Origin of the sequence: Gillisia limnaea DSM 15749, assembly GCF_000243235.1 — a bacterium.
GTDB classification, from domain to species: Bacteria; Bacteroidota; Bacteroidia; order Flavobacteriales; family Flavobacteriaceae; genus Gillisia; species Gillisia limnaea.
Window position 1 is genome coordinate 247,995 of sequence record NZ_JH594606.1, and the last position, 18,517, is coordinate 266,511.

Here is an 18,517-nt window from a genome sequence, read left to right on the forward strand (position 1 = left end):
AAAAGGTGCCACAATATCTGCTGCTATGGGCGGATGCCAGGCGGAAATTGGGGTTTCTTCTGCTATGGCCGCAGGAGCACTTACCGAAGCTATGGGCGGAACACCGGAGCAGGTGCTTATGGCTAGTGAAATCGCAATGGAACATCACCTGGGATTAACCTGTGACCCTATTGCAGGTTTGGTACAAATTCCATGTATAGAACGAAATGCGATGGGAGCGATCAAGGCGATCAACGCCGCAGAGATCGCTATGGAAAGTGACGCTTCCAAGGCCAAAGTGCCATTGGACAAAGTGATTGCTACTATGTGGGATACTGCAAAGGATATGAATTCAAAATACAAGGAAACTTCTGAAGGTGGATTGGCTGTAAAGGTTAGTTTAAGCGACTGTTAAAACTATTTCTATTTAAATTCTGGTAAAAAATGAATTCCTGATTGGTGACACAGGGAAACTTCTTCCTTGATTTTTCTGGGAACAAATTGTTTGCTGAATTCTATATGTATAAATTCAATCTAAATTTAAATAATTGACAATTTCAGTAAATCCAGATTGGGAGAAAATAAAAAACCTCTTTCGAAATTTCGGGTGGATGATTGCGTCCTATTTTGTTTTTTTCTTATTACTGGGAATTATCCATGCAGTTTTTCCTGAATTTGATCTCGAGCAATATCAGCAATCAAACTTAAATGAACTTCTAGAGAAGAGTCCCTGGAAATTCATATTTCTCGCTGTAATTCTTGCACCTATAATAGAAGAAGGAATGTTTCGCACCTTAATTCAACCTTCTCAAAACGAATTGCTGTTTTTTCTTACTATTTGGATTCTTGTGCTGGTAACCGCATTTATTCCCCTGGATGTTTTCTGGGCTGTCAAATATGTTTTTTTGATCCTTTTAGCCATCCTCTCTTTTTTATTTCTGAAAGAATTTATCCCATTACACTGGCAGCAACGATTATGTGAATTTCTGGGTCGGTATTATATTGCAGTTTGGCTCACAACCGCTGTTATCTTCGGAATGGTCCATGTTTTCAATTATGTGGAAGGTTTTCAACTGGACTTTGTATTATTCCTCCTGGTCATACCACGAATTATCGCCGGCTTCTTCTTCGGAAAGATAAAGATCGAGAACAATGGCCTTTTTTGGCCAATCCTGATGCACGCCATGAATAACGGAACCGTGGTTCTATTCCTGCTCCCCAGGCTTCTTTAAGAAACACAGTACTTTCTATAATATTCTGTTTCTGCTTTTATTGAAATTGAGCATTCTAAGAATTCAAGAAGATTTGGAAAATTATTCTACTATATATACTTCAAAAACAACAGATCAAGCCTTATGAAAAAATCAGTTTTTAATACGAAACTGAATGCTGCTGTCGCAATCTTCCTTGCTTCGGGTATCCACTATATAAATTATTTTCCAGCTGTCTTCTTCTTTGAATAATTGAAATGAATTCACCCCGCAATGACTTAATTCTCCGTTCACAAAAAATGAATAAGTCGTTATCACGTTAGCCAATGGCCCGTTAACCTTTATTTCAAAAGAATGAAGCTTTTCTTCAAATTTGGTGGTTTCAGGAATAGAACTAATAGCTTTTATAAAATCTGAATAGGTATCGGTCGTTAAATTTACATTGCCTTCCTCATCTTCAGCAATAGATTGCATAGTGATAGATGGGTGAGCTAATTCCCTTAAAGCAATGGAATCCTGATCATGAAAGGCAACAAAAAAAGATTCCACCGTTTTTTTTGCTGCTGTTTCTTCCGGAGTTTCCTGTGCATCTGCTGAAAACCCGGTGATTATAACCAATAGACAAACTAAAATCTTCATATCTCGCAGGTTTGAATGTAGCATACTAATTTAGTACTTTTACTCCACAAAAAACACATCCAATGTCAGTTGCCAAAAAACAATACAAACGCATTACCACCAAAACTTTAGTGGAAATGAAAAAGAATGGTGAAAAAATTGCCATGTTAACCGCCTATGATTATACCATGGCGCAAATTGTTGACGGGGCAGGCATCGATGTTATTCTCGTTGGAGATTCCGCAAGTAATGTTATGGCTGGACATGAAACCACGCTTCCAATTACCCTGGACCAGATGATCTATCACGCGGCAAGCGTGGTAAGGGGAATTCACAGGTCTTTAGTGGTCGTGGATTTGCCCTTCGGAAGTTACCAAAGTGACCCCAAAGAAGCCTTGAGATCTGCGATTAGGATCATGAAAGAAAGCGGCGGTCATGCGGTTAAACTTGAAGGAGGGAAAGAAGTAAAAGAATCGATAAAAAGAATACTAAATGCCGGGATTCCTGTAATGGGGCATTTGGGACTTACTCCACAGTCTATTTATAAGTTCGGGACTTATACCGTGCGCGCAAAAGAAGACGAAGAAGCTGAAAAATTAAAATCGGATGCTTTAATGCTGGAGCGTTTGGGCTGTTTTGCAATGGTACTGGAGAAGGTGCCGGCTAAACTTGCTCGCGAAGTGGCAGAAAGTGTTAGTATTCCTGTAATAGGGATTGGTGCCGGAAACGGAGTAGACGGCCAGGTTTTGGTATTACACGATATGATAGGGATGAACCACGAATTCAATCCGCGGTTTTTAAGAAGATACCTGGATATGCACGCCCAAATGACCAATGCTTTTCAACAATACAAGGAAGATGTGAAATCCGGTAATTTTCCCAATGAGGAAGAACAGTATTAAAAACACCTTGAAGTTAAGAGCGTTCGCTTTAAAAAACTTCCGTTAAAAGAAATGTTCCCGCTGCCCTTTCTGCTTTCTTTTTCAGAATAATAAATACGTACGATTTGAAACCCGATAAAATAATTTCCACTCCTCAAAATCTTCAGATCCTCTATGAGGACAATCACATAATTGTAATCAACAAGAGGCCCGGAGATATTGTGCAGGGGGATAAAACCGGGGATACGCCTTTAAGTGAAGTTGTTAAGGAATATATTAGGTTTAAGTACGATAAACCGGGAAATGTCTATCTTGGGGTCGTTCACAGGTTAGACAGGCCTACCAGTGGAATCGTTTTGTTTTCCAAAACCTCTAAGGCCTTACCCCGCTTAAACAAACTTTTTAAAGACAAGGAAGCAAAAAAAACCTATTGGGCTGTTGTGAAAAATGCACCGCCGCAGGCAGAAGGAACTTTGGTTCATTTCCTAAAGCGCAACCCCAAGCAAAACAAATCCATCGCCCATATCAAGGAAGTTCCGGAAAGCAAAAAAGCCATCCTTGAATATAGGATCCTTAAAAAGCTGGACAATTACTATTTGCTGGAAATTGATTTGCAAACCGGAAGGCATCATCAAATAAGAAGTCAACTATCATCAATAGGCAGTCCTATAAAAGGAGATTTAAAATATGGTTTTGATCGCAGCAATAAGGATGCAGGTATTCATTTACATGCCCGTAAACTTTCCTTCATACATCCGGTGAAAAAAGAGCTGATAGAAATTATCGCTTCCCCACCAAGGGAACCTATCTGGGATGCATGTTGATTTCCTTAAAAAAAGTTATATTCATTATCTGCTCAACACTTTATATTTACTTTCAATAACATCTGCGATTGGGTGTTCTTCAATTTTACTCTCCAGCCAGGATATGATATCCAGATACAAAAATGCCCTTCGCTCAAAAGGATGATCTTCATATTGTTTTAGAGTTGCGTGTAGCTTTCTAAATTCATCTTTTATGTCCAGCGGAGAAATTTCAGGAAGATTTCGCAAGAATTTAATCATTTCTTTTTGCACCTCATGGAGATCATTCATGCGTATCAAAAATTTGTAGGTGGATTTAATCAAATGTTCTAAATGATAATCCAAACCTGCTTCATAATGTGCAACAAGATTAAGTATTCGTGAAAAACACATAAGGTCTTCCCGCATTTCCAGGGTGTTATTATTGATGATCTTACCTAAAAATTCGATGCATTTCTTGTTGTTTCCATCGCCAAAATACAAACTGGCAATTTTATAATAAAACACCATGATATGGTGCGCATCAATCCGGGTTTCAAATTTTTTGATCCTTTTTAAGATTTTTTCCACTAGTATTTCGCCTCCGGAAAATTCCCCTTTCATAAACCTTAAATTCAGTTTATTGGAATAAAGATATATAAAGGACAAAGCGGCCGTATTATCATCATCCGGGATTTTGGGATCCTTTAGAGTGGTTTCAAGATCGACCAGCACTTTTTCAAAAACCTTTACATGATTCAAATAAAAAAGGGATTCCAGCAAATAATGATTTCCTTTTAAATAAAGTATTGGGTGAATCCTTATTAAATGAGGGTTTTCATTAAAAAGTTCTATCCATTTCTTGGAATAGCGATAACACGCCAGAAAATCCTGGCTGATAAAATTAAACCACAAATGAGATTTGTACAACCATAATTTCTCCCGAAATCCTAATCTACTGAATTCAAAATCAGGCATTTTATCCTGAAAATAGTTCTTGATTTCCATCGCTTCCTTCTCCGTGCGTGCATAACCGCGTTTCAGGTATATGCCGTAAAGACCCAGAGATAAATTGGATAATTTATTGGCAATCACATTTAGATAAATAAGATCTTCGGTTTCACGGATCAAAGTTTCAGCACGGTTTTGAATACTTCGGGTAATATATTGGGATTCAATGATCTTTTCCCATTCCAGGATCTCATACAAAGCACTTTTTTCCTCATAATGCAAAGCTGTGGCCTTGACCTTGTCAAGTAACTTTAAACTTTGCTTATACAAGCCTTTTCGGTATAAAATTGAGGCAAAATCCAACTGCTCTCTTATAAAAACAGGAATACTTTGATGCGCCGGATTCAAACGCAGACTTATTAAAATTTGCTTATAAAGATGTGCTTTTATGTTGGAAAGTTGCTGTTTACTAATCTTGGTATTTGCCAAAATAACCTTCTCATCATATTTCTTCTCCCGGGCCATCACCTTAAATAAATTAAGGAATTTACTGTCTGAATTCACTCCAATTCTTCCAACATACAGAGAAAACTGTCTTTTTTCAGAAGGGGAAAGCGATTTGATTAAAGTAAATAAGTTATCTGTTTGTTCATTGGTCATTGTAACAAATTTTTGTGTAATTAACTGATTAACAGAACTATAAAAACCTTAATCTTAGGTCAATTGTCGTAATCTTAATCAATTATCGATTTTAGAAAGGAAGTAATCCAATACTTTAGTTAAAGATAAAACAAAATTAAACTGTTATGGGCACTGAAAAAGTAGAAATTTTTGACACTACCTTACGAGATGGAGAACAGGTTCCGGGATGTAAATTAAATACTTCACAGAAGTTAAAAATAGCTGCGCGCCTTGATGAACTGGGCGTAGATGTAATAGAAGCCGGATTTCCAATTTCCAGCCCCGGAGATTTTAAATCTGTTTTTGAAATTTCCAAACTGGTGAAAAATGCCACTGTTTGCGGACTTACACGGGCGGTAAGAAAAGATATTGAAATAGCGGCTGAAGCCCTGAAGTTTGCAAAAAAACCAAGAATACATACTGGAATTGGAACTTCTCCTACTCACATAAAATATAAATTTAATGCTACCGAGGATCAAATAATCGAACGAGCTTTTGATGCGGTTGCCTATGCAAAAACTTTCGTGGAAGACGTCGAGTTTTATGCTGAAGACGCCGGAAGAACCAGAAATGAATATTTGGCAAAAGTATGCACAGCTGCAGTAAAGGCAGGAGCTACAGTGCTTAATATTCCGGATACTACAGGATATTGTCTTCCCGAAGAATACGGCCAGAAGATCAAATATTTGAAGGAAAACGTTCAGGGCATAGAAAATGTACGGATTTCCTGTCACTGCCACAACGACCTGGGAATGGCTACTGCAAACGCCATTGCCGGAGTAATGAATGGGGCAAGGCAAATTGAATGTACCATTAATGGAGTGGGAGAACGTGCAGGGAATACTTCTCTGGAAGAAGTGGTTATGATCTTACGACAACATCCCGGGTTGAATTTACATACAGATATAAATCCTAAATTCCTTTTCGACACCAGTAATATGGTTGCATCCGAAATGGGGATTTTTGTACAGCCTAATAAAGCCATCGTTGGAACAAATGCTTTTGCGCATAGTTCCGGAATACATCAGGATGGGATCATTAAAAACAGGGAAACTTACGAAATAATAAATCCGCTGGATGTGGGGGTTACAGAATCGGCTATTGTACTTACAGCAAGAAGCGGAAGAGCAGCATTGGCTTACAGAGCAAAAAAAATGGGGTATGAATTGACGAAACTTGAGCTGGATAGTGTATATACCGAATTTTTAAATTTTGCCGATAAACGCAAAGAAGTAGGAGATCTGGACATTCATACCATTATGGAGATCACCAGAAAAAATCACAGAATATTTGCATAATTATATATGAAATGAGTATAACGGGTATTCGAATCAAACACCGATGAAGATATACGAATTACATAAACCCAATAAAAAACAATAGAGGTCTATATATGAAAAAAACACTTTTCGATAAAATATGGGATGCCCATGTGGTGGAAACTATTCCTAATGGGCCTAATGTCTTATATATAGACAAACACCTAATCCATGAAGTTACGAGTCCGCAGGCTTTTAACGAGCTTAAGGAGCGCGATATACCCGTTTTTAGGCCGGATCAAATAGTTGCTACAGCAGATCATAATACACCAACCATAGATCAGCATTTACCGGTAAAAGAATTATTATCCAGAAACCAATTAAGGGAGTTATCCAGGAACTGCGAAGAAAACAACATCACTTTATACGGCCTGGGACACCCTTATAATGGGATTGTCCATGTGATAGCCCCCGAACTGGGAATTACCCAGCCGGGAATGACCATAGTTTGCGGAGACAGCCACACCTCTACCCACGGTGCTTTTGGAACCATTGCATTTGGAATTGGTACAAGTCAGGTAGCTCAGGTATTTGCCAGCCAGTGTTTACTTTTGGAGAAACCTAAAAAACTCAGGATCAACCTTAACGGAAAATTAAAAAAGGGAGTGCTTCCAAAAGATGTGATCCTTTATATAATAAGCAAGCTTGGAACAAATTCAGGAACAGGATATTTCTGCGAATATGCCGGAAATGTTTTTGAGGAGATGTCTATGGAAGGCAGGATGACCGTGTGCAATATGAGTATTGAAATGGGGGCCCGTGGAGGTTTGATAGCCCCGGATGAAACAACTTTTGAATATATAAAAGGTCGGAAATTTGCACCAAAAGAAACGGAATTTAAAAAAATGAAGGCCTATTGGAAAACCTTAAATACAGATACCGACGCGGTTTTTGATAAGGAATATAGCCTGGAAGCTGAAGATATTGAACCTATGATCACCTATGGTACCAATCCCGGAATGGGGATAAAATTAACCGGAAAAATTCCTGTAAATCTTGGAAAAAGCGATTTAAAATCCCTGGAGTATATGGATTTTAAGGAAGGGGAATCCCTGATAAATAAAACCATCAATTACATTTTTATTGGAAGTTGTACCAATTCCAGAATTGAGGATTTTAGAATAGTGGCAGCCTATATCAAAGGAAAGAAAAAAGCCGAAAATGTAAATGCACTAATAGTTCCCGGCTCCCAACAGGTCGCAGCTCAATTGCGGGACGAGGGATTGGTTCAGGTTTTTGAAGAAGCAGGGTTCACGCTAAGGCAACCGGGTTGCTCGGCTTGTCTTGCTATGAATGATGATAAGATCCCGGAAGGCGAATATTGCGTTTCAACAAGTAACCGGAATTTTGAAGGAAGACAGGGACAAGGTTCCAGAACAATTCTAGCGAGTCCGCTTACGGCGGCAGCAACGGCAATTGCCGGAAAAATAACCGATTTCACAAAACACCTGAATTAAGATGGAAAAATTTATCACCCTAAAAGATACCGCAATTCCATTGGTAATAGAAAATATTGATACCGATCAAATTATACCTGCCCGCTTTTTAAAATCTACCGATAAAGAAGGGTTTGGAGAGAATTTATTCCGGGATTGGCGATTTGACAAAAACGGAAACCCCAATGAGGAGTTCAGCCTAAACGATAAAAAATATACAGGATCAATTTTGGTAGCTGGAGACAATTTTGGTTGTGGATCCAGCCGGGAACATGCTGCCTGGGCATTGAAGGCCTTCGGATTTAAGGTAATTGTTTCGAGCTATTTTGCCGACATTTTTAAAGGAAATGCGCTTAACAACGGACTACTGCCGGTTCAGGTTAGCAAGGAATTTTTGGATTCACTCTTCCAAAGCATACTAGAAAACCCTAAAAGTGAGCTTAGTATCGATCTCGGGAATCAAAAAATTGAAATTCCGGGTAAAAATCTTTCAGAAAAATTTGAAATAGATCCGTATAAAAAAACCTGCATGATCAATGGATATGATGATATTGATTTCCTGATTAGCAGAAAGAAAGCGATTAAAAATTTTGAAGAAAAGCAGCTGGAATTTTTAAAAGAACATTCAGAAGAAAATTTTGTTTAAAAAAATTGATGTAGCCCTAAGAAATAATAAAAAGAGATGAAATTAAATATAGCAGTATTACCCGGAGACGGGATAGGCCCAGAAATAATGCAGCAATCGGTGAAGGTATTAGAAGCCGTAGCCGAGCGTTTTCAGCATGAATTTAGATTTGAATCGTCACCGGTGGGAGCTGCCGGTATAGAAGAAACGGGAGATCCCCTTCCGGAAGCGACCCTGGAGTTATGTAAAAAATCGGATGCAGTGCTTTTTGGAGCCATTGGTGATCCAAAATATGACAATCATCCTGAGGCTAAAATTCGCCCAGAACAAGGTCTTTTGCGATTGCGAAAGGAATTGGGCTTGTTTGCAAATATCCGGCCTATAAAAGCTTATAAAAGTCTTCTGGAGCATTCCCCTTTGCGCCCAGAGCGCATTGAAGCTGCGGATATGGTAATTTACCGGGAACTTACCAGCGGAATTTATTATGGTGAAAGAAGTCTTTCTGAAGATGAAAAAAGTGCAACCGATACCTGCACTTATACCGTTGAAGAAATAGAACGCATTGCGCATTTAGCTTTTAAGTCCGCTCAAAAACGACGTAAAAAAGTCACTTTAGTAGATAAAGCCAATGTCCTGGAAACTTCCAGGTTATGGCGAAAAACGGTAACCCGCCTGGCTAAAGACTATCCCGATGTGGACCTGGATTTTCTTTTTGTGGATAATGCCGCTATGCAATTAATACTTAATCCAAGGCAATTTGATCTGATTCTTACCGAAAACATGTTCGGGGATATCCTCTCTGATGAAGCAAGTATAATTGGTGGAAGCATTGGCTTACTGGCATCGGCATCTGTAGGAACAACCTATTCTTTGTTTGAACCTATCCACGGTTCCTATCCGCAGGCTGCAGGAAAGGGAATTGCAAATCCTGTGGCTTCGATTCTTTCGGCTGCGATGCTTCTGGAGCATTTTAATTTGACAAAAGAAGCTCAGGCTGTTATTGATGCAGTAGAATTAAGTATAAAATTGCAAATAAGCACTTCGGATATTGGCGGAGGACATACCACGAAAAGTGTTGGGGATTTTCTTGAAAGCCTCGTGCTGGAACCGGGTAATTTTAACAATGAAAACCTGCGATACGGCCAGATGACGATTATTTAAAATTTTGTTAGTTTGAGTGAAACCTCCCCTTTTTCATTATTATGGGGAGGTTTTTTTTCCCCTCATTGAGGGTTTTATTCCTCGTGTTTTACGCGAATAATTCAAACGGGGGTACCATCGAATTATTAAAGGTATTTTCGGGACTTACCTTTGGGTTTGCCCGAGATTTTTGATTGATCCCTTTTAAATTTCATCCTTTTTCCTGGCAATTTCTGCCAATCCAAGGTTATCCTTGCTCCCTATATGGGTGTGTTTTTTTGGGTTTGATGCCTCATAGGTATTGTTCTGAACCTTCTTCCCGATCTCTTTGTAAGCTTCCCGGAAGGATTTTCCCTGCATTACAAGATCATTAATACTATCAACCGTAAACAGGTATTTATACTTTTCCTGATTTATATCTATTTCTTTAACTTTTATCAAGGCGATAGAATAAATAAAAATATCCAGGATCTCTTTGATGCTTTCTACTGCATATATACTGTTTTCCTTTATCAATTGATAATCCCTGTGATATCCGCTTGGCAAATTATTGGTTATAAGGATCATCTCATTTGCAATGGCCTGTAGTTTATTGCATTTCCCACGAATAAGTTCAAATACATCTGGATTCTTTTTATGTGGCATAATGCTCGAGCCAGTGGTAAGCTCATCGGGAAAAGTGATGAAATCAAAATTCTGACTCATATACAGGCAAACATCCATCGCAAATCGTGACAAGGTATTTGAAAGGGATGCTATGTTTGAGGTTACAGTCCGCTCACTTTTTCCCCTGCTCATTTGAGCGGCAACCACATTATACTTCAGGGTTTTAAAGCCGAGTTCCCTGGTTGTAAACTCCCTGTCAATAGGAAATGAAGAACCATAACCCGCAGCAGAACCCAGCGGATTTTGATCTACGATCTTTAAACCAGCCTCGAGTAAATAAAGATCATCGATCAACAATTCGGCATAGGCAGAAAACCATAATCCAAAGGACGAAGGCATCGCCACCTGCAAATGCGTATATCCCGGTAAAACCTTTTCGCTATGTTCCTTTGCCAGCCCTAATAATACATCGATCAATGTTCCGGTTTTGGCCGAGATCTCCATAAGATTATCTTTAAAATACAACTGCATCGCAACCAAAACCTGATCGTTCCTGGAGCGGCCTGTATGGATCTTTTTCCCGATTTCTCCCAAAACCCTGGTAAGTTCAAACTCAATTTTGGAGTGAACATCTTCAAATTCCTCCCCAATAACAAAAGTTCCATCATTCAATTGTTGCTGAAGTTTGTCAAGTTCCCTACAAATCTCTTCAACCTCTGTTAAAGTTAATAGGTTTACTTTCCCCAACATTCTGGCATGTGCCTTTGAAGCGGTAATATCGTAACCGGCGATAAACATATCGAGCTCCCGGTCGTTCCCAACCGTGAATTTTTCAATTTTCTTGTTTATCGGTATTCCTTTATCCCAAAGTTTCATCTGTATATTTTATTTTTTTAGCGAACTCCCCAGCTATTGGGAGTAACATCCATATAATCATTCCCCTATTTGAGAAAATTTTTCAATGTATGCTTTATAATATTTCAATTTAATCCTACCAATACTTATTATTAACCGATGCCCGCACATCCCGTTCGGGGAGGAATTCATCGAGATTCTGGATATATTTTCCTTTTATAATGTATCTCTAAAAACCTTATGTCTTAGCATTATTAAGAACCTTTTTCAGCAATTTGATATATTTATCGATCCCCTCTTCAATTTCCTTCACATAAATATATTCATTTGCAGAATGTGATCTTGTGGAATCGCCGGGTCCAAGTTTCAACGATGGACATTTCAGCATAGCCTGATCTGAAAGGGTTGGCGAACCATAGGTTTTCATTCCCTGGGAAACTCCTGCCTTTACCAAATCATGATCTTTTGGAATTGAGGAGGAATTTAACCGGAGAGAACGCGCGTTTATTTCGTCAACAGGAGCTTGGTCTTTTAAAATTTGTTCTATTTCAGCATTGGTATAGCAATCATTTACACGCACATCAAGCACCAAATGTACACGTGCGGGAACCACATTGTGCTCACTTCCGGCATTAATCTGGGTAACAGTCAATTTAACTTCCCCAAGAGATTCTGACACTTTTTTAAGACTGAAATTCTCAAACCATTGCACCGCTCTGGCAGCTTTATAAATTGCATTGTCATTATTGGGATGCGCTGCGTGAGAAGGCGTTCCTTTCACTATAGCATCAAAAACCACCAGACCTTTTTCTGATATCGCCAATTGCATTAAGGTAGGTTCTCCCACAATTGCCACGTCGATTTGTGATAAAATGGGTAACAGGCTTGAAATCCCATTTCTACCATTGATTTCCTCTTCTGCCGTTCCCGCAAAAATGATATTATAATTTAAATCTTCAGCTTCATAAAACCAGGTGAAGGTTGCCAAAAGTGATACCAGGCAGCCACCGGCATCGTTACTTCCCAAGCCATATAATTTTCCGTCTTCTACAGCGGCTTCAAAAGGATTCCTGGTATAGCCGGAATTTGGTTTTACCGTATCGTGATGGGAATTGAGCAATAAAGTAGGCTTGGTTTCATCAAAAAAGGCATTCTTCGCCCATACATTATTCAAATGACGATTAAATGGGATTTTATGTGCTATAAACCAATTCTCCAGCAATTTGGCGGTACCGCTTTCTTCACCTGAAAAAGATTGAGTCTCAATGAGGTTTTTGAGCAATTCAATAGCTTGCTTCTGAAGTTTAACAATATTCATTATTTGAGTATTTTAGTATGTTTTGAGTTCTTTTGAAGCAAAGTCGAATCTCCTAAACAGATTTTGGAAACGCCTCTTTCCATCGCCTGGAAACAATTGTAAAGCTTAGGCAACATCCCGTCGCTAATCACTTTTTCATCCAATAAGGCTTTATATTTCTTTAAATCTAAATTTTCTATAACCGAATCGTCATCTACGGCATTTTGCAACACTCCCTTCTTTTCAAAACAAAAATAAAGTTCCGATTTATAGATGGAACTTAGTGCAATGGCTAGTTCAGCTGCAACAGAATCACCGTTAGTATTCAATAATTCCCCTTCCCGGGTACAGGAAATTGGAGAAAAAACAGGGGTGATATTTTGATCCAAAAGAGCGGAAATAAAGATTGAATTGATTTCGGCAATATCACCAACAAATCCATAATCGATTTCATTTACTTCCCTTTTCGTGGAAATTATACTTTTCCCATCTGCTCCACAAAGTCCAATGGAATTACAATCCATAGCCTGTAATTTGGCGACAATACTTTTGTTTATTAGTCCGCCGTAGGTCATAATGATCACTTTCAGGGAATTGCTGTCGGTTATTCTTCTACCGTCGATCATCTTGGTTTTATAACCTAATTTATAAGCCATTTCAGTAGCGTAATTCCCTCCTCCATGAATCAGGATTTTTGGACCTTCCAATGATGAAAAATCCCTCAGAAATACCTGAAATTTCTCATCGTCTTCAATTAACTTCCCTCCTATCTTTACTACTTTCAGTATTTGATCTTTCATTTTTATTGCTTTTCACATCGGGATCCTTAGCCACGAATGCAGATTGTCCTCAATATTTCCTCCTAAACTCACAGTTTATTTTACTTTCTCTTTAGGCGCTGAAGGGCTTAATAATCTCTTTAAAACGGCCTGCGCGGCAAAGGTCCTGTTATTAGCCTGGTGGATTACAATGGAATTTTCACTGTCCAGCACCGCATCATCAATCACAACATTTCTTCTTACAGGAAGACAATGCATCACCTTTGCATTTCTGGTCAATTCAAGCTTCTTTGCGCCAAAAGTCCAGGAAACATCGGTGCTCAATATTGTTCCATAGGTTTTATAACTGCTCCAGTTTTTCACATACACAAAATCGGCATTTTTTAAGGCACTTTCCTGGTCATGGATTACCGGTGTATCTTTGGTAATATCCTGATTAAGATCATATCCCTCCGGATTGGTGATCACAAGATCCACGTCCAGTTTTTGCATGAATTCCACAAAGGAATTTGGAACAGATTGCGGCAAAGCTTTTGGATGTGGTGCCCAGGTGAGCACAACCTTTGGTTTTTTGGACGATTTTAACTCGGTAATGGTAAGCGCATCTGTAAGTCCTTGCAGCGGATGTCCCGTTGCGCTTTCCAGGTTGATAACCGGAACCGAAGCATATTTTTTAAAACTGTTCATTACGAGCTCCATTTCATCCTTATCCCTATCTTTTAATCCCGGAAATGCACGCACGGCGATAATATCACAATATTGGGAAAGTACCGCAGCAGCTTCCTTAATATGCTCTGCCTTATCTGAATTCATTACGGCTCCATCCTCAAATTCCAGCGCCCAGCCATCGTTAGCTGCATTCATTACCATCACATCCATTCCCAGCAATTTGGCAGCCTTTTCAGTACTCAACCTTGTGCGAAGGCTTGGGTTAAAAAACAGCATTCCCAGGGTCTTCCCTTTCCCCAAATTAGCTGCGGAATTCTCTTTTTTTAGCTGAAGCGCTTCTTTGATCAATTCCTGAAGGTCCTCTATATCGGTTAAATCGATGTAATTATTCATTTGTATAGTTTTGTTTTAGCGGACTCCCGATATTCTATCGGGAGTAACATCTATATATTCATTCCCCTTGGAATGTCGTTTTGTTATTTGGATTGATTTGCTAAAGCGATTTTTAGAGCTTCAAAAAACCTGTCAAAATGTTCCTTCTCAATATTCAATGGAGGAAGGATTCTAAGCAATTTTTTATTGGAAGAGGCGCCCGTAAAAACCCGGTGGTTGAATAAAAGTTCCTTCCGAAGCGCAGCAATCTCAAAATCGAATTCCAGCCCTATCATCAATCCCCGTCCTTTTAATCTTTTTATCTGCGGAATTTCAGCCGACTTTAATTTTACATATTCAAAAAGATCTTTTGCGTTTTGCTGAAGGTTTTCCTTTTCTATAACATCCAGAACAGCAATTCCGGCAGCACATGCCAGATGGTTTCCGCCGAAGGTTGTTCCCAGCAATCCATATTTTGCCTGGATGGAATGGTCAATTAAAACTCCTCCTATCGGAAATCCATTCCCCATTCCTTTTGCAATGGAAATTATATCCGGCCGTATTCCGTGCTTCATAAATGCAAAAAAATCTCCGGTCCTTCCATATCCCGACTGCACCTCATCGGCAATTAATACAGTTTTGTACTTTTTGCATAATTCTGAAGTTGATCTGTAAAATTCTGTGGTTGCTTCATCGAGGCCGCCAACACCTTGTATAACTTCAAAAATTACAGCTGCTACCTCCTTCTTTGCCAATGCTTCTTCCAGCCCTTTTAAATCTTCAAAAGCAAGTTTTGTAACCGGATTATGAGTATTGAACGGAGCCTTGATAGTTTCATTATCTGTTACCGCCACAACTCCGGAAGTTCTTCCGTGGAAGGCATTTTCAAAATAAATGATCCTGCTTTTTCCGGTATGGAACGATGCCAGTTTTAAAGCATTTTCATTGGCCTCTGCTCCGGAATTGCACAAAAACAAGCTATAATCCTTAATTCCTGATGCTTTTTCAAGTTTTTCGGCAAGTTCATCCTGCAACGGATTATGGATCGAATTGGAATAAAAACCCAGTTTCCCAACCTGCTCGCAAATCGCCTTTGTGTATGCGGGATGCGAATGTCCTATGGAAATCACTGCGTGCCCACCGTAAAGATCCAGATATTCTGTACCATTCTCTTCATAGACATAAACTCCCGTTCCCTTCACCGGAGTGATGTCGTAAAGCGGATACACATCAAATAAATTCATAATTAATTGGTTGTGATCGTATTGATCTTTTTAAACGAAGCCTGAATTCCCTTTATTAGGGAGGAGCTTAAGCCATTGTGTTCCATTTCATTTAAACCTTCTATGGTACAGCCGCGAGGCGTTGTAACCTTGTCTATTTCGGCTTCCGGATGCATTCCCGATTCTATCAATAAACTGGCGGCACCAAGACAAGTTTGCATAGATAATTCCTGAGCTTCTTTTGCATCAAACCCAAGTTGAATGGCACCCTGAGTTGTTGCCCGGATCAAACGCATCCAGAATGCAATCCCGCTTGCACAAATCACCGTTGCGGCCTGCATTTTAGATTCAGGGATAATAATACTGGTCCCTAATCTGTTAAAAATGGCTTCTGCAATAGGGATCCTTTTTTCACCTGTTTTGTTGCTGGATAAACAGGTCATTGATTTCCCAACTGCGATTGCAGTATTGGGCATAGCGCGAACAATAAAGCGTTCTCCTACAATGCTTTCCATACGGCTAATCGCAAAACCTGTTACGGTTGAAATAAGCACGTGGTTTTCTGTTAACAAATCTTTTATTTCGTGTAATACATTTTCAAGCTGAAGTGGCTGTACCGCAATAATAAGGATATCCGAATTTTGGACTGCGATCTTATTATCGGTGGTTATTTCAACCTTTGGAAAATTTTTAAACTCTTCCAGATCTCCAATTTTTCGTTTTGAAAGATAAAGACTCGTGATCGCATTGCTCATAATCAATCCTTTTGCGATTGATATTCCAAGATTTCCGGCTCCGATGATGGCTATTTTCATAAGTTTCTTTTTAAAAGACTTAAAAAGTTTTGAAAACCCTTTAAGTCTAAATTAAATTTAAAAATAATTCGCTTTTAATTTCAGTCCGGTAGATTCTTCAAACTCAAACATCAAATTCATATTTTGAACTGCCTGCCCGGATGCTCCTTTCAATAAATTATCTATCACACTGGTAATTAATAGCTTATCCCCGAATTTTTGAAGTTTCAGAAGGCATTTATTGGTGTTCACAACCTGCTTCAAATGAATTTCTTCTTCAACAACAAAGGTGAAGGCCGCTTCATTATAAGTCCGTTTATAAATTTCAATGGCATTTTCAAGACTTCCGCTAAACTTCGTATAAGCGGTAGCGTGAATTCCGCGGGAAAAATTACCGCGGTTGGGAATAAAATTTATTTCGTGATCATGCGCTGTCTGAAGCATTTTTACGCTCTGTCCAATCTCATTTAAATGCTCATGTTCAAAAGCTTTATAGGCCGAAAAATTATTGTCCCGCCAGGCAAAATGAGTGGTTTCCGTAAGCGAAGTTCCTGCGCCGGTTGCGCCGGTCACTGCATTTACATGAACAGCATCCTTTAGAAGATTCTCTGCTGCAAGCGGCAAAATAGCCAGACTGATAGCCGTTGCAAAACAACCCGGGTTTGCTATGAAATGTGCTTTTTTTATTGCTTCCCTGTTAAATTCAGGCAAACCATATACAAAAGAATGATCTTTAGAAGCCATCCTGTAATCGGTACTAAGGTCTATGATCTTCGTGATTTCTGAAAAATCATTCTCTTTCAGGAATTGCATCGAATTCCCATGGCCTAAACATAAAAATAACACATCTACATCTTTAGAGATATCTCCACTAAAGCTAAGTTCTGTTTCTCCCAACAAGTCCTGATGAATATGGGAAACAGGTTTCCCTGCCTGAGAAGTACTGTAAATAAAATTCAGGTTGACTTCCGGATGCCTTAGTAATATCCTGATGAGCTCCCCGGCTGTATATCCAGCTCCACCTATAATTCCTGCTTGTATCATCAGTTTTGTTTTACGTGTTGGTATATCTTTCCTGAATTTGATAAGATCTTAATAAATCCTTTAGCATCATTGGCAGTCCATGCTTTATTTTCCTCGCCATAATTCCCAAAATCACTATTCATCAAATCAAATGGAGACTCAATTCCATCGAGTACAAAGCGGTAAGGATGCAAGGTCAAAAAGACTTTTCCGGTCACCTGTTCCTGTGAACTTTCTAAAAAAGCTTCCATATTCCTCATCACCGGATCCAGATATTGACCTTCGTGAAGATGTGTTCCATACCACCCGGCGATATATTCTTTATGCTGAAGTTGCCATTTGCTCAGGGTATGTTTTTCCAGCAAATGATGTGCTTTTATGGTAATTAATGCGGCAGCGGCTTCAAAACCCACTCTACCCTTAATTCCAATAATGGTGTCTCCAACGTGAATATCCCTTCCAATAGCATATTTTGAAGCGATGTCTTCCAGAATTTCTATATTCTTTTCTGGAAGGTTCTCCTTTTCATTTACCGCAGTAAGTTCTCCTTTTGTAAAAGTCAGACTCATCTGTTTTGATTCTTTTTTCTCCAATTGAGATGGATAGGCCGTTTCCGGCAAGGGCTTGTTGGAAGTCAGGGTTTCTGCTCCTCCCACACTAGTACCCCAAAGGCCTTTATTTACTGAATATTTCGCCTTTTCCCAGTTGAGTTCTACACCATTCTTTTTAAGATATTCAATCTCCTCCTGCCTGGTTAATTGCTTATCCCTTATGGGAGTAATAATTTTTATCCCGGGAGCAAGTATCTGAAAGATCATATCAAATCTCACCTGATCATTTCCAGCACCTGTACTTCCATGAGCTATATATCCTGCCCCGATCTCTTTTGCATAATCAACGATCTCAATGGCCTGAATAATCCTTTCAGCACTTACAGAAAGTGGGTAGGTATTGTTTTTCAAAACATTCCCGAAAACGAGGAATTTTACTACCTTATTATAAAATGTGGAAACCGCATTTATATTTTTATAGGAGGTTGCCCCCATCAGTTTTGCGTTAGAACCTATTTTATGGATCTCTTCTTCTGAAAATCCACCGGTATTTACACTTACCGCATGCACCTCGAAATTTTCTTCCTTAGATAAATATTTAGCACAATAAGAAGTATCAAGTCCTCCGCTATATGCAATTACTACTTTTTTCATTTTTTTTGAATTTTTTCGTAGGATTTAGCTACATTTTTCTAATACTATTTTAAAGCGTACCCCGCTTTTCA

General features: G+C 39.0%; 18 protein-coding genes. 8 read left to right on the forward strand and 10 right to left on the reverse strand.

Going from position 1 to position 18,517, the window contains the following annotated elements:
• Window positions 1-394: L-serine ammonia-lyase, iron-sulfur-dependent, subunit alpha (locus GILLI_RS02865; protein WP_006987623.1), on the forward strand; the 394-nt coding region annotated here is incomplete at its 5' end.
• A gap of 133 nt (window positions 395-527) precedes the next feature.
• A complete protein-coding gene (locus GILLI_RS02870) occupies window positions 528-1,211 on the forward strand; it encodes a CPBP family glutamic-type intramembrane protease (RefSeq protein ID WP_006987622.1) in 684 nt (227 codons plus the stop codon).
• 132 nt (window positions 1,212-1,343) lie between these two features.
• On the opposite strand, the gene GILLI_RS02875 is transcribed toward GILLI_RS02870, so the two are convergent.
• The gene (locus GILLI_RS02875) at window positions 1,344-1,829 is read right to left on the reverse strand and encodes a nuclear transport factor 2 family protein (RefSeq protein ID WP_040506773.1); all 486 of its coding nucleotides are present in this window, start codon (window positions 1,827-1,829) and stop codon (window positions 1,344-1,346) included.
• Window positions 1,830-1,891: 62 nt separating this feature from the next.
• Here GILLI_RS02875 and panB point away from each other — a divergent pair, with 62 nt between their 5' ends.
• The gene (gene panB / locus GILLI_RS02880) at window positions 1,892-2,710 is read left to right on the forward strand and encodes a 3-methyl-2-oxobutanoate hydroxymethyltransferase (RefSeq protein ID WP_006987625.1); all 819 of its coding nucleotides are present in this window, start codon (window positions 1,892-1,894) and stop codon (window positions 2,708-2,710) included.
• A 104-nt stretch (window positions 2,711-2,814) separates the two neighbouring features.
• On the forward strand, window positions 2,815-3,513 hold the full coding sequence (locus GILLI_RS02885) for an RluA family pseudouridine synthase (protein WP_006987626.1): 699 nt from the start codon (window positions 2,815-2,817) through the stop codon (window positions 3,511-3,513).
• 24 nt (window positions 3,514-3,537) lie between these two features.
• Here GILLI_RS02885 and GILLI_RS02890 read toward each other — a convergent pair whose 3' ends face one another.
• Window positions 3,538-5,082 carry a hypothetical protein gene (locus tag GILLI_RS02890; protein WP_006987627.1) on the reverse strand — a complete coding sequence of 515 codons (1,545 nt, stop codon included), beginning with the start codon at window positions 5,080-5,082 and terminating at the stop codon, window positions 3,538-3,540.
• A gap of 146 nt (window positions 5,083-5,228) precedes the next feature.
• Between GILLI_RS02890 and GILLI_RS02895 the strand changes: the two genes are divergently transcribed.
• The 4 genes from GILLI_RS02895 to leuB all read left to right on the forward strand — a co-directional run bounded on the left by GILLI_RS02895 (window position 5,229) and on the right by leuB (window position 9,644).
• Window positions 5,229-6,401 carry a 2-isopropylmalate synthase gene (locus tag GILLI_RS02895; RefSeq protein ID WP_006987628.1) on the forward strand — a complete coding sequence of 391 codons (1,173 nt, stop codon included), beginning with the start codon at window positions 5,229-5,231 and terminating at the stop codon, window positions 6,399-6,401.
• Between the two features lie 95 nt (window positions 6,402-6,496).
• On the forward strand, window positions 6,497-7,879 hold the full coding sequence (gene leuC, locus GILLI_RS02900) for a 3-isopropylmalate dehydratase large subunit (RefSeq protein ID WP_006987629.1): 1,383 nt from the start codon (window positions 6,497-6,499) through the stop codon (window positions 7,877-7,879).
• 1 nt (window position 7,880) lies between these two features.
• Entirely contained in the window at window positions 7,881-8,504 is a 624-nt protein-coding gene (gene leuD / locus GILLI_RS02905; RefSeq protein ID WP_006987630.1) for a 3-isopropylmalate dehydratase small subunit, read from the forward strand.
• A 36-nt stretch (window positions 8,505-8,540) separates the two neighbouring features.
• A complete protein-coding gene (gene leuB, locus GILLI_RS02910) occupies window positions 8,541-9,644 on the forward strand; it encodes a 3-isopropylmalate dehydrogenase (RefSeq protein WP_006987631.1) in 1,104 nt (367 codons plus the stop codon).
• Window positions 9,645-9,827: 183 nt separating this feature from the next.
• Here leuB and argH read toward each other — a convergent pair whose 3' ends face one another.
• The 8 genes from argH to GILLI_RS02950 all read right to left on the reverse strand — a co-directional run bounded on the left by argH (window position 9,828) and on the right by GILLI_RS02950 (window position 18,446).
• Window positions 9,828-11,105: an argininosuccinate lyase gene (argH, locus tag GILLI_RS02915; protein ID WP_006987632.1), complete on the reverse strand. Its 1,278-nt coding sequence runs from the start codon at window positions 11,103-11,105 to the stop codon at window positions 9,828-9,830.
• Between the two features lie 217 nt (window positions 11,106-11,322).
• Window positions 11,323-12,402 (reverse strand): M20 family metallo-hydrolase, encoded by a 1,080-nt coding sequence (locus tag GILLI_RS02920; RefSeq protein WP_006987633.1) that lies wholly within the window; start codon window positions 12,400-12,402, stop codon window positions 11,323-11,325.
• Complete coding sequence (gene argB / locus GILLI_RS02925) at window positions 12,402-13,181, reverse strand: acetylglutamate kinase (protein WP_006987634.1); 780 nt, start codon at window positions 13,179-13,181, stop codon at window positions 12,402-12,404. The genes GILLI_RS02920 and argB overlap by 1 nt, the downstream gene beginning before the upstream one ends.
• A gap of 75 nt (window positions 13,182-13,256) precedes the next feature.
• Window positions 13,257-14,222 (reverse strand): N-acetylornithine carbamoyltransferase, encoded by a 966-nt coding sequence (locus GILLI_RS02930; protein ID WP_006987635.1) that lies wholly within the window; start codon window positions 14,220-14,222, stop codon window positions 13,257-13,259.
• A gap of 83 nt (window positions 14,223-14,305) precedes the next feature.
• A complete protein-coding gene (locus GILLI_RS02935; RefSeq protein WP_006987636.1) occupies window positions 14,306-15,445 on the reverse strand; it encodes an aspartate aminotransferase family protein in 1,140 nt (379 codons plus the stop codon).
• Window positions 15,446-15,447: 2 nt separating this feature from the next.
• Window positions 15,448-16,239 carry a pyrroline-5-carboxylate reductase gene (gene proC, locus GILLI_RS02940; RefSeq protein WP_006987637.1) on the reverse strand — a complete coding sequence of 264 codons (792 nt, stop codon included), beginning with the start codon at window positions 16,237-16,239 and terminating at the stop codon, window positions 15,448-15,450.
• Between the two features lie 57 nt (window positions 16,240-16,296).
• Window positions 16,297-17,262 carry an N-acetyl-gamma-glutamyl-phosphate reductase gene (gene argC / locus GILLI_RS02945; protein ID WP_006987638.1) on the reverse strand — a complete coding sequence of 322 codons (966 nt, stop codon included), beginning with the start codon at window positions 17,260-17,262 and terminating at the stop codon, window positions 16,297-16,299.
• Window positions 17,262-18,446 carry an argininosuccinate synthase gene (locus GILLI_RS02950; RefSeq protein ID WP_006987639.1) on the reverse strand — a complete coding sequence of 395 codons (1,185 nt, stop codon included), beginning with the start codon at window positions 18,444-18,446 and terminating at the stop codon, window positions 17,262-17,264. Before GILLI_RS02950 ends, argC begins: the two co-directional genes overlap by 1 nt.
• Window positions 18,447-18,517 lie beyond the last annotated feature (71 nt).